This is a genomic window from Lentzea sp. NPDC042327 (assembly GCF_040647275.1).
GTDB lineage: Bacteria > Actinomycetota > Actinomycetes > Mycobacteriales > Pseudonocardiaceae > Lentzea.
Window position 1 is genome coordinate 295,627 of record NZ_JBEZBX010000004.1, and the last position, 10,403, is coordinate 306,029.

General features: G+C 70.9%; 12 protein-coding genes. 5 read left to right on the top strand and 7 right to left on the bottom strand.

Translation table 11 applies throughout. The annotated features are described in order from the left end of the window. Window positions 1-62 precede the first annotated feature (62 nt). Window positions 63-1,289, top strand: coding sequence for a cytochrome P450 (locus tag AB0A63_RS12255; RefSeq protein ID WP_360389039.1), 1,227 nt, complete (start codon window positions 63-65; stop codon window positions 1,287-1,289). 15 nt (window positions 1,290-1,304) lie between these two features. Here AB0A63_RS12255 and AB0A63_RS12260 read toward each other — a convergent pair whose 3' ends face one another. The 3 genes from AB0A63_RS12260 to AB0A63_RS12270 are packed head-to-tail and all read right to left on the bottom strand — an operon-like array spanning window position 1,305 to window position 3,440. Beyond that, window positions 1,305-1,763, bottom strand: a complete 459-nt coding sequence (locus tag AB0A63_RS12260; protein ID WP_360389042.1) for an Imm1 family immunity protein — start codon at window positions 1,761-1,763, stop codon at window positions 1,305-1,307. A gap of 58 nt (window positions 1,764-1,821) precedes the next feature. Beyond that, window positions 1,822-2,682, bottom strand: a complete 861-nt coding sequence (locus AB0A63_RS12265; RefSeq protein ID WP_360389044.1) for an SDR family oxidoreductase — start codon at window positions 2,680-2,682, stop codon at window positions 1,822-1,824. After that, window positions 2,679-3,440, bottom strand: a complete 762-nt coding sequence (locus AB0A63_RS12270) for an SDR family oxidoreductase (protein WP_360389047.1) — start codon at window positions 3,438-3,440, stop codon at window positions 2,679-2,681. Before AB0A63_RS12270 ends, AB0A63_RS12265 begins: the two co-directional genes overlap by 4 nt. Window positions 3,441-3,510: 70 nt before the next feature. On the opposite strand from AB0A63_RS12270, the gene AB0A63_RS12275 reads away from it, so the two are divergent. Genes AB0A63_RS12275 through AB0A63_RS12290 form a run of 4 tightly spaced genes read left to right on the top strand, consistent with a single transcriptional unit; the run spans window position 3,511 to window position 6,806 of the window. After that, window positions 3,511-4,278: an enoyl-CoA hydratase family protein gene (locus AB0A63_RS12275; protein WP_360389050.1), complete on the top strand. Its 768-nt coding sequence runs from the start codon at window positions 3,511-3,513 to the stop codon at window positions 4,276-4,278. After that, entirely contained in the window at window positions 4,253-5,050 is a 798-nt protein-coding gene (locus tag AB0A63_RS12280; RefSeq protein ID WP_360389053.1) for a CoA-transferase, read from the top strand. The genes AB0A63_RS12275 and AB0A63_RS12280 overlap by 26 nt, the downstream gene beginning before the upstream one ends. Further along, window positions 5,047-5,757 carry a CoA-transferase gene (locus tag AB0A63_RS12285; protein ID WP_360389056.1) on the top strand — a complete coding sequence of 237 codons (711 nt, stop codon included), beginning with the start codon at window positions 5,047-5,049 and terminating at the stop codon, window positions 5,755-5,757. Before AB0A63_RS12280 ends, AB0A63_RS12285 begins: the two co-directional genes overlap by 4 nt. Beyond that, on the top strand, window positions 5,754-6,806 hold the full coding sequence (locus AB0A63_RS12290; RefSeq protein ID WP_360389059.1) for a nitronate monooxygenase: 1,053 nt from the start codon (window positions 5,754-5,756) through the stop codon (window positions 6,804-6,806). Before AB0A63_RS12285 ends, AB0A63_RS12290 begins: the two co-directional genes overlap by 4 nt. On the opposite strand, the gene AB0A63_RS12295 is transcribed toward AB0A63_RS12290, so the two are convergent. The 4 genes from AB0A63_RS12295 to AB0A63_RS12310 are packed head-to-tail and all read right to left on the bottom strand — an operon-like array spanning window position 6,787 to window position 10,366. Beyond that, window positions 6,787-7,920 (bottom strand): acetyl-CoA C-acetyltransferase, encoded by a 1,134-nt coding sequence (locus AB0A63_RS12295; RefSeq protein ID WP_360389061.1) that lies wholly within the window; start codon window positions 7,918-7,920, stop codon window positions 6,787-6,789. The two genes, AB0A63_RS12290 and AB0A63_RS12295, sit on opposite strands and share 20 nt — an antisense overlap. A 12-nt stretch (window positions 7,921-7,932) precedes the next feature. Next, window positions 7,933-8,526, bottom strand: coding sequence for a TetR/AcrR family transcriptional regulator (locus AB0A63_RS12300; RefSeq protein WP_360389064.1), 594 nt, complete (start codon window positions 8,524-8,526; stop codon window positions 7,933-7,935). Between the two features lie 14 nt (window positions 8,527-8,540). Beyond that, window positions 8,541-9,284 carry an SDR family oxidoreductase gene (locus AB0A63_RS12305; RefSeq protein ID WP_360389067.1) on the bottom strand — a complete coding sequence of 248 codons (744 nt, stop codon included), beginning with the start codon at window positions 9,282-9,284 and terminating at the stop codon, window positions 8,541-8,543. After that, window positions 9,281-10,366, bottom strand: coding sequence for an acyl-CoA dehydrogenase family protein (locus tag AB0A63_RS12310; protein WP_360389070.1), 1,086 nt, complete (start codon window positions 10,364-10,366; stop codon window positions 9,281-9,283). Before AB0A63_RS12310 ends, AB0A63_RS12305 begins: the two co-directional genes overlap by 4 nt. Window positions 10,367-10,403: the final 37 nt, after the last annotated feature.

A 10,403-nucleotide genomic window follows, 5' to 3' on the forward strand; every position in this document is an offset into this window, starting at 1 on the left:
CTTCACCACAAGCTACAACCGTGTTTGAATCGGTTAGAACGCGTTACAGCTAGGAGGTGCTCGTGAGCAAGCCGCGCATCCCGGAGGGCTTCGACTTCACCGACCCCGACATGTACGCGACCCGCCTGCCGTTCGAGGAGTTCGCCGAGCTCAGGCAGACCGCGCCGATCTGGTGGAACGCCCACCCGCACGGCCAGGGCGGGTTCGCCGACGACGGGTTCTGGGTCGTGTCGAAGCACGCCGACGTCAAGGAGGTGTCGCGCAACAGCGAGCTCTTCTCGAGCTGGGAGAACACCGCGATCATCCGGTTCGCCGACGACCTGCCGCGCGACCGCATCGAGATGCAGCGGCTCCTGCTGCTGAACATGGACCCGCCGGTGCACACCAAGCAGCGCGGCATCATCTCCCGCGGCTTCACGCCCAGGGCGATCAACGGTCTGCGCGCGGCCCTGAGCGCGAGGGCCGAGCAGATCGTGACCGAGGCGAAGGAGAAGGGCTCCGGCAACTTCGTCACCGACGTCGCGTGCGAACTGCCCCTGCAGGCGATCGCGGAGCTGATCGGCGTCCCGCAGGAGGACCGCCGCAAGATCTTCGACTGGTCGAACCAGATGATCTCCTACGACGACCCGGAGATCGACGACGACCCGCTGACCGCCGCGACCGAGCTGCTCGGCTACTCCTGGACCATGGCCGAGGACCGCCGTTCGTGCCCGCGCGAGGACATCGTCACGAAGCTCGTCCAGGCCGATGTGGACGGTGCGGGCCTCAAGTCGGAGGAGTTCGGCTTCTTCGTGCTGCTGCTGGCCGTCGCCGGCAACGAGACCACCCGCAACGCCATCACGCACGGCATGAAAGCGTTCTTCGACCACCCCGACCAGTGGGAGCTCTTCAAGGCCGAACGCCCGGCCACCGCCGCCGACGAGATCGTCCGCTATGCCACGCCGGTGGTCGTGTTCCAGCGCACCGCGACCCAGGACACCTCGCTCAGCGGCGTGGAGATCAAGAAGGGCCAGCGGGTCGGCCTGTTCTACTCGTCCGCGAACTTCGACGAGGAGGTCTTCGACCACCCGGAGCGGTTCGACATCACCCGCGACCCCAACCCGCACCTGGGGTTCGGCGGCAACGGCGCCCACTTCTGCATCGGGGCCAACCTGGCGCGGCTGGAGATCGACCTGATCTTCAACGCCATCGCGGACCACATGCCGGACATCCGGGAGGCCGGGGCACCGCGGCGGCTGCGGTCGGGGTGGTTGAACGGGATCAAGGAGTTCCAGGTCGAGTACGACTGAGGCCGGAGCCGCCGGTCAGGAGACCTGGGTCTCCTGCCACTCCACGCACGTCGGGCGCTCGCCGGTCTGGCGGAACTCCTCCAGGGCGGCGAGCAGGTGCGGGACGGGCAGGGCCGCGTCGGTCGGGAACGGCGTCTTGGTGTCGGTGTCGACGTAGAGCGTCGGGGCGCCGGGAACGGGCGCTTCGGCGCGGGTCGCGTACACGCCGGTGGAGGTGTCATCAGCGGGGCGAGGCGCACGGGACTCGGGGCTGTGGAACAGCAGGGCCCCGACCTGCTCCAGCGGGGCGACCACGAGCTCGACCAGCGCGTCCGGGCGTTCCCGGGCGGTGATCCGCACCGGGTGCGGCTGCGCGAGGTTGAGGACGTGGGTCAGCACGGCTTCGAGTTCGGGGCCGGAGGTGACCTCCACCGGGTCGTCCTGACCATCGGCGTCATCGGCTCGGTGGTACCAGACGTCCAGCGTGTGAGTCATTCGGCGCACCTCCCAGGAGTTGCGGAGGACGCTACCGGATCTTGTACCCGCGCGCGGGTCAGGCGCCGTACACCGGCACCGGCCGGTGGCCGGCCACCAGGTCGCGCACCACCGGCCCGAGCTCCTCCGGCGCCCACCGCTCCCCCTTGTCGGCCTCCCGCCCCCGCTGCCACCCGTCGACCAGGCAGATCCGCCCGCCGTCGACCTCGAACATCTTCCCGGTGACGTCACCGGACTCCGCGCTGCCCAGCCACACCACCAGCGGTGACACGTTCTCCGGTGCCATCGCGTCGAAGCCGTGGTCCGGCGCGGCCATCGTGTCGAACACGTGCTCGGTCATGCGGGTGCGGGCGGCGGGGGCGATCGAGTTCACCGTGACCCCGTAGCGGGCCAGTTCCGCCGCCGCCACCAGGGTCAGCGCCGCGATGCCCGCCTTGGCGGCCGAGTAGTTCGCTTGGCCGACGCTGCCGAACAGGCCCGCGCCCGAGGACGTGTTGATCACCCGGCCGGACACCGTGCCGCCGTCCTTCGCCACGGCGCGCCAGTGCGCCGCCGCGTGGTGCAGGGGTGCGAAGTGGCCCTTGAGGTGCACGCGGACGACCTCGTCCCACTCGTCCTCGGCGCAGCTCACGATCATGCGGTCGCGCACGACGCCCGCGTTGTTCACGAGCACGTCCACGCCGCCGAACGCGTCCACAGCCGCCTCGACCACCCGGCGAGCGCCCGCCCAGGTGCCCACGTCGTCGGTGTTCACCACCGCCCGCGGACCGATCTGAGCCGCCACCTCGCCGGCCACCTCAGCCGACAGGTCGTTCACCACGACCCGCGCACCGGCTTCGGCGAACGCCAAGGCGTGCGCGCGGCCGATGCCGCGGCCCGCACCCGTGACGACCACGACCCGGTCCTCGCACAACGTCATGACGAACCCCCGTCGGTCTGGGCGGCGGCCAGGAAGGCGGGCATCTCTCCCCCGCCGTGCACCGGCAGGGTCGCGCCCGTGACATAAGAAGCAAGCGGTGAAGCGAGGAACACGGCACACGCGCCGACCTCGTCCGGTGACGCGAGACGCCCCAACGGCACGGTGCGCGCGACCGCCGCGATACCGGCTTCATCGCCGTAGTGCAGGTGGGACTGTTCGGTGCGTACGAGACCCACGGCCAGAGCGTTCACACGGACCCGTGGCGCCCATTCGACGGCAAGCGAGGCGGTCAGGTTCTCCAGACCGGCCTTGGCGGCACCGTAAGCCGCGGTGCCGGGAGAGGGACGGCGGCCGCTGATGCTGCTGACCATCACGATCGAGCCGCCACCCTCCTGGTCGCGCATCACGGCGTACGCGGCCTGCGACACCAGCAGCGGCGCCAGGAGGTTCAGCTCGACGACCTTTTCGTGGAACCGCGGCGAGGCCTGGTCCGCGAGGGCGAACGGCGCACCGCCCGCGTTGTTCACCACGGCGTCCAGCCGGCCGTGCCGCGCGACGATCGAGGACACCAGCGCGGCGACCTGGTCTGCGTCCCGGACGTCGCACGGGACAAAAGACGCGCCCGGTACCTCGGCGGGACGGCGGGCGCAGGTCACCACCACGGCACCGGCCGCCAGGAACGCGCGGGTGATGCCGGCGCCGACACCCCGCACTCCGCCCGTCACCAGGACCACTGATCCGTCGAGGTCGAGTTCCACTCCGCACCTACCCCGGTCGCTCCGGCGCTGCTAAGTTACCAAGCAATCGCTTGGTTTGGAAGGCGGCGCGATGGGGATCTCCAGCAGCCACACCGAAAGCGGCGTCGTCGAAGTGACCATCGACTTCCCCCCGGTCAACGCACTGCCGGCGCGCGGGTGGTTCGAGCTGGCCGAGACGATCACGTCCGCGGGCGAGGACGAGGACGCGCGGGTGGTGGTCCTGCGGGCCGAGAACCGCGGGTTCTGCGCCGGGGTCGACCTCAAGGAGATGCAGCGGACGCCGGGGTACGACGCGCTGGTCGCGGCGAACCGGGGCTGCGCCAAGGCGTTCGGGGCGGTGTACGAGTGCGCGGTGCCGGTCATCGCGGCGGTGCACGGGTTCTGCCTCGGCGGCGGGGTCGGGCTGGTGGGCAACGCGGACGTCGTCATCGCCTCCGACGACGCCTACTTCGGCCTGCCCGAGGTCGACCGTGGTGCGCTCGGTGCGGCGACGCACCTGGCCCGGCTCGTGCCGCAGCACCTCATGCGCGCGCTCTACTACACGGCGTCCACCGTTACCGCCGCCCAGCTGCACCACCACGGCAGCGTGTACCGGGTGGTACCCGGAGACGCACTCGGCGGCGCCGCTCGCGAGCTGGCGCGGGAGATCGCGCGGAAGGACACCGCGGTGATCCGCAGGGCCAAGGAGGCGATCAACGGCATCGACCCGCAGCGGGTGCACACGAGCTACCGCTTCGAGCAGGGCTTCACCTTCGAGCTGAACCTCACCGGGGCGTCCGACCGCGCCCGGCAGGCCTTCGTGGACGGGAACCATGCGCGACAAGCGAATGACGGCTGACGAGGTCGTCGGCGAGATCGAGGACGGGATGACCGTCGGCATCGGCGGCTGGGGCTCGCGGCGCAAACCGATGGCCCTGGTCAAGGCGCTCCTCACAACACCGGCCAAGGACCTGACGATCGTCTCCTACGGCGGCCCGGACGTCGGTCTGCTGTGCGCGGCCGGCAAGGTCCGCAAACTGGTCTACGGGTTCGTCTCGCTCGACACCATCGCCTACGACCCGTGGTTCAAACGGGCGCGCGAGACCGGTGCGATCGCGGTGCTGGAGCTGGACGAGGGCATGTTCCAGGTCGGGCTCAGGGCGGCAGCGCACCGGTTGCCGTTCCTGCCGATCCGCGCCGGGCTGGGGTCGGACGTGCTCAGGTGCGCGCCCGAGATCCGCACGGTCCGCTCCCCCTACGACGACGGCGAGGAGCTCGTCGCCATGCCCGCCATCAAGCTGGACGTGGCGCTCGTGCACCTCAACCGCGCGGACCGGCACGGCAACGCCCAGTACCTCGGGCCGGACCCGTACTTCGACGACCTGTTCTGCCTGGCCGCCGACCGCCGGTACGTCTCGTGCGAGCGGATCGTCGAGCGGTTCGACGGAGCACCGCAGACCCTGCTGCTCAACCGGATGATGGTCGACGGCGTCGTCGAGGCACCGGGCGGCGCGGGGTTCACGAGCTGCGTGCCCGACTACCCCCGTGACGAGGCCGCGCAACGCGAGTACGCCGCCGCAGCGGCCAACCCCGAGCAGTGGCCGGACTTCTACCGGAGGTTCCTGGGATGAGCGACGTCACGCGTGCCGAGGTCTGCGTCGTGGCCTGCGCCGACCTGTTCGCCGGTGCCGGGGAGGTGCTCGCCAGCCCGATGGGCCTCATCCCCTCGCTCGGTGCCCGCCTCGCGCGGCTCACCACCGAACCGGACCTGCTGCTGAGCGACGGTGAGGCGTTCCTGCTCACACCGGAGTCCACTGTGGAGGGATGGCTGCCGTACCGGAAGGTGTTCGACGTCGTCGCGCACGGCCGCCGGCACGTCGTGATGGGCGCGAACCAGGTCGACCGGTTCGGCAACCAGAACATCTCCGCGATCGGCGACCACGCCAGGCCCACGCGGCAGCTGCTCGGGTTCCGCGGCGCACCCGGCAACACGATCAACCACCGCACCAGCTACTGGGTGCCCAAGCACAGCACCCGGGTGTTCGTCGACAAGGTCGACGTGGTCTCCGGCGTGGGCTACGACCGCGCGGTCGGCCCGTTCCACGACGTCCACCGGGTGGTCACGAACCTCGCCGTGCTCGACTTCGCCACCCCGGACCACTCGATGCGGCTGGTCTCCGTGCACCCCGGCGCCTCCGTGGACGAGGTGCAGCAGCAGACGTCGTTCCCGCTCACCGCCGGCGACGTCACCGAGACCCGCCTGCCCACCGGCGAGGAGCTGGAGCTGATCCGCACCCGGCTCGACCCGGACGCCGAGCGGGAGAGGGAGGTCCGGTGAGAACCGCGCTGACCGAGCTCGTCGGCGTGCGCCACCCGGTCGTGCAGACCGGGATGGGCTGGGTCGCCGGACCGCGGCTGGTGTCCGCCACGGCCGAAGCGGGCGGCCTCGGCATCCTCGCCTCGGCGACCATGACGTGCACCGAGCTCGAAGCCGCCATCAAGGAGACCCGCGCCCGCACCGCGCAACCGTTCGGCGTCAACCTCCGCGCCGACGCGCACGACGCGGGCGAACGCGTCGACCTGCTGATCCGCGAACGGGTGAGGGTCGCCTCCTTCGCGCTCGCCCCGAAACCCGACATGATCGCCAAGCTCGCCGACGCCGGCGCGGTCGTCATCCCGTCGGTCGGCGCGGCCCGGCACGCCGAGAAGGTCGTGCGGTGGGGTGCGCACGCCGTGGTCGTGCAGGGCGGGGAGGGCGGCGGGCACACCGGCGGCGTCGCCACGACGTTGCTGCTGCCCAGCGTCCTGGACGCCGTCGACATCCCGGTGATCGCCGCCGGTGGCTTCTTCGACGGCCGGGGCCTCGCCGCCGCCCTCGCGTACGGCGCGGCGGGCATCGCCATGGGCACCCGGTTCCTGCTCACGCGGGAAAGCACCGTGCCGGACGCCGTCAAGCAGGCCTACCTGCACCGGGACCTGGGCGGCACGGTCGTCACCACCCGCGTCGACGGCCTGCCCCACCGCGTCCTGCGCACCGACCTCGTCGACCACCTCGAACGGTCCGGCCGCGTCAGCAGCCTGGTCAGAGCGCTGACCAACGCGGCCAGGTTCCGCTCCCACACCGGCCTGTCCTGGCGCGCGATGCTCCGCGACGGCCTGGCGCTGAAGCACGGCAGGGACCTCACCTGGTCCCAGGTCGTCATGGCCGCGAACACGCCGATGCTGCTGCGCGCCGGTCTCGTCGAGGGCCGGACCGGCGCCGGCGTGCTCGCCTCCGGTCAGGTCGTCGGGCTGCTCGACGACCTGCCGACCTGCGCCGAGCTGATCTCCGGCATCGTCACCGACGCCGAGGCGATCATCGGCGACCTCACCCGAGTCGTTCGATGATCGTCACGTTCGCCTGACCGCCGCCCTCGCACATCGTCTGCAACCCGAACCGGCCGCCGGTGCGCTCCAGCTCGTGCAGCAACGTCGTGAACAGCTTCGTGCCGGTCGCGCCGATCGGGTGGCCCAGCGCGAGCGCTCCCCCGTTGACGTTGACCTTCGCCAGGTCGACGCCCAGCTCCTTGGCCCATGCCAGCGGCACCGACGCGAACGCCTCGTTGACCTCGAACAGGTCGATGTCCGCAATGGACATTCCGGTCCGTTCCAGCGCGTACCTCGTCGCCCTGATCGGCGCGGTCAGCATGTAGATCGGGTCGGACCCGCGCGCCGACAGGTGGTGCACGCGGGCCCGCGGGGTCAACCGGCGTTCGCGCACGGCCCGTTCCGACGCCACCAGCACCGCCGAGGCACCGTCGGAGATCTGGCTCGACAACGCCGCCGTCGTCCGCCCGTCGGGCCGCAGCGGTTTGAGCGCCGCCATCTTCTCCACGCTCGTGTCCGGTCGCGGGCACTCGTCGTGCACCACCCCGTCGACCGGTGCGATCTCCCGGTCGAACCGGCCCTCCTTGATCGCCGTCAACGCCCGCAGGTGGCTCCGCAGCGCGAACTCCTCCATCTCCCGGCGCGACAGGTCCCACCGCACCGCGATCAGGTCGGCCGAGCGGAACTGGTTGACCTCCTCGTCGCCGTAGCGGTGCTGCCAGCCCTGGCAGCCGGCGTGCGGGTTGACCGTCATGGCCGACCCGATCGGCACCTGCGACATGTTCTGCACGCCGCCCGCGACCACGAAGTCGGCCGTCCCGCTCATCACCGCCTGCGCCGCGAAGTGCACGGCCTGCTGGCTGGAACCGCACTGCCGGTCGACCGTCACCCCCGGCACCTGCTCGGGGAACCCGGCCGCGAGCCATGCCGTGCGCGCGATGTCCCCCGCCTGCGGCCCGACCGTGTCGACGCAGCCGAACACCACGTCGTCCACGTCGGTCGGGTCGACGTCGACCCGGTTGAGCAGCGCGGTGATCACGTGCGCGCCGAGATCGGCCGGGTGCACGTGGCTCAGCACGCCGCCGCGCCGTCCCGCCGGGGTCCGCACAGCTTCGATGATGTACGCCTCGGCCACGAGGGCCCTCCTCTACGTCTTCGCCCTCCGGCGCCCTGTTGCAATTCCGTCGAGCAAGATCGCCAGGTACTCCTCGGCGACGGTCTCCGCGGACAGCTCGCCGTCGGGCCGGTACCAGCGCACGGCCACCCACACCGTGTCGCGGATGAAGCGGTAGGCCAGGTCCACGTCGAGGTCGGCGCGGAACACCCCGGCCCGGATGCCGTCCTCCAGCAGCACGGTCCACAGCTTGCGGAACTCGACGCTGCGGTCGTCCACGTACGAGAACCGCTCCAGGCCGGCCAGGTGCTTCGACTCGTTCTGGTAGATCGCGACCTCGGCGTGCCGGGTGTCGATCGCCTCGAACGACGCCACGACCAGCGCCTTCAGCGTCTGCTTCGGCCCGAGGCCCGCGTCGACGACCTCGCGGTAGCGGGTGAACAGCTCGTCGAGGAACGACCGCAGGATCTCGTCCACCATCGACTCCTTCGAGTCGAAGTGGTGGTAGAGACTGCCGGACAGGATGCCCGCCGCGTCCGCGATGTCGCGCACCGTCGTCTGCCCGTACCCGCGTTCGGCGAACATCCTCGCCGCCAACGCGAGCAGCTCCTGGCGCCGCCCACTCATCGTTCGTTCCTCTCTCACGGGTGCTGACTGCTCACCGAGACGACCTCGCCCGTCAGGTAGGCCGAGTAGTCGCTCGCGAGGAACACGATCACATTCGCGACCTCCCACGGCTCGGCGGCGCGCCCGAACGCCTCCCTGGACGCGAGCTCCGTCAGCAACTCCTCACTGGTGACCTTGCTCAGGAACGGGTGCGCGGCCAAGCTCGGAGCGACCGCGTTCACCCGGATGCCGTGCTCGGCCACGTCCATCGCGGCGCACCGCGTCAACGCCATCACACCCGCTTTCGCTGCGGCGTAATGGGCTTGACCCCTCTGCGCCCGCCAGCCGATCACACTCGCGTTGTTGACGACGACACCGCTTCGTTGGGCGACCATTCGGCGCAACGCCGCCCTCGTGCAGCGGAAGGTGCCGTTCAGCGTCACGTCCAGCACGCGCGACCACTCGTCGTCGGTCATGTCCACGACCGACCTCTCGCCGCCGAGGCCGGCGTTGTTGACCATGACGTCGATCCGGCCGAACCGCTCGACGGTCTGGTCGACCAGCGCCCGCACCTGGTCCTCGTTCGTGACGTCGCACGGGACCGCGTGGTGGGCGCCGAGCGACTCGTGGGTTTCCCTGAGCCGGCGCTCGTGCCAGTCGCTGATCACGACGGTCGCGCCCTCTTCCAGGCACCGGCGCGCGGTGGCCGAGCCGATGCCCGTGCCCGCCGCCGCGGTGACCACGACGACCTTGCCCACGAGCAGGTCGTGGCCCTTCACCGGGGCAGTCCCAGCACGCGGTGGGCGATGATCTCGCGCTGGACCTCGTCGGAGCCGCCGTAGATCGTCTCCGCGCGGCTGAACAGGAACAGCGCCTGGTGCGGGTTGCCGTCGAGCATCGAGGCCGGGCCGAGGACGTCCATGGCGAGCTCTCCGAGCCTCCTGTGCCAGCCGGACCAGAACAGCTTCAGCACCGACGCCTCGGGGCCGGGTTCGTCGCCGAGGGTCCGCAGCGTGTGCGAGCGCATGACGTGCAGGTCGACCCACGCCCTGGTGAGCCGGTCCTGCAGCACCGGCTCACCGGGTGCCTGCGCGATCAGCTCGTCCAGCTCGCGCCGGAACGCGACCTGGTGGCCGAGCATCGCGACACCGCGTTCGAACCCGAGGGTCGCCATCGCGATCTTCCAGCCCTCACCGGGTTCACCGACGACGTTCTCCCCGGCGGTCACGGCGCCGTTGAAGAACACCTCGTTGAACTCCGAGGTGCCGGTGAGCTGGCGGATCGGGCGGACCTCTACGCCGGGCTGGTCCATCGGCACGAGCAGGTACGACAGGCCGTGGTGGCGCCGCGAGCCCGGTTCGGTCCGCGCGAGCACGAAGCACCAGTCGGCGACGTGCGCGAGCGAGGTCCAGACCTTCTGGCCGGTGACCACCCACCGGCCGTTCACGAGCTCGGCCCGCGTGCTGACCGACGCGAGGTCGGAGCCGGCGCCGGGTTCGGAGTAGCCCTGGCACCACAGCTCCTCCACCGCGCGGATCTTCGGCAGGAACCGCCGCTGCTGCTCCGGCGTGCCGAACGCGCACAGCGTCGGACCCAGCAGGCCCTCGCCGACGACGTTCACCCGCGCCGGCGCGTTCGCCCTCGCGTACTCCTCGTGGAACACGACCTGTTCATCGATCGTGCGCTCGCCGGGCCAGCTGAGCGCCGTCCACCCGTGGGCCGCCAGGTGCCGGTCCCACCTCAACCGCTGCTCGAACGCCTCGTGCTCACGACCCGGCCCGCCCAGGCCGCGCAGGTCGGCGAACTCGCCGACGAGGTTGGCGGACAACCATTCCCGCACCTCGCGCCGGAAGTGCTCCATGCGCCATACTCTAACCTACCAAGCACTTGCTTTGGAG

Excerpts from the sequence above, each read along its gene's own strand:
- AB0A63_RS12280 (WP_360389053.1), top strand. The coding sequence starts at position 4,253 with ATGCGCGACAAGCGAATGACGGCTGACGAGGTCGTCGGCGAGATCGAG.
- AB0A63_RS12300 (WP_360389064.1), bottom strand. The coding sequence starts at position 8,526 with ATGAGTGGGCGGCGCCAGGAGCTGCTCGCGTTGGCGGCGAGGATGTTC.
- AB0A63_RS12265 (WP_360389044.1), bottom strand. The coding sequence starts at position 2,682 with ATGACGTTGTGCGAGGACCGGGTCGTGGTCGTCACGGGTGCGGGCCGC.
- AB0A63_RS12275 (WP_360389050.1), top strand. The coding sequence starts at position 3,511 with ATGGGGATCTCCAGCAGCCACACCGAAAGCGGCGTCGTCGAAGTGACC.
- AB0A63_RS12285 (WP_360389056.1), top strand. The coding sequence starts at position 5,047 with ATGAGCGACGTCACGCGTGCCGAGGTCTGCGTCGTGGCCTGCGCCGAC.
- AB0A63_RS12310 (WP_360389070.1), bottom strand. The coding sequence starts at position 10,366 with ATGGAGCACTTCCGGCGCGAGGTGCGGGAATGGTTGTCCGCCAACCTC.
- AB0A63_RS12260 (WP_360389042.1), bottom strand. The coding sequence starts at position 1,763 with ATGACTCACACGCTGGACGTCTGGTACCACCGAGCCGATGACGCCGAT.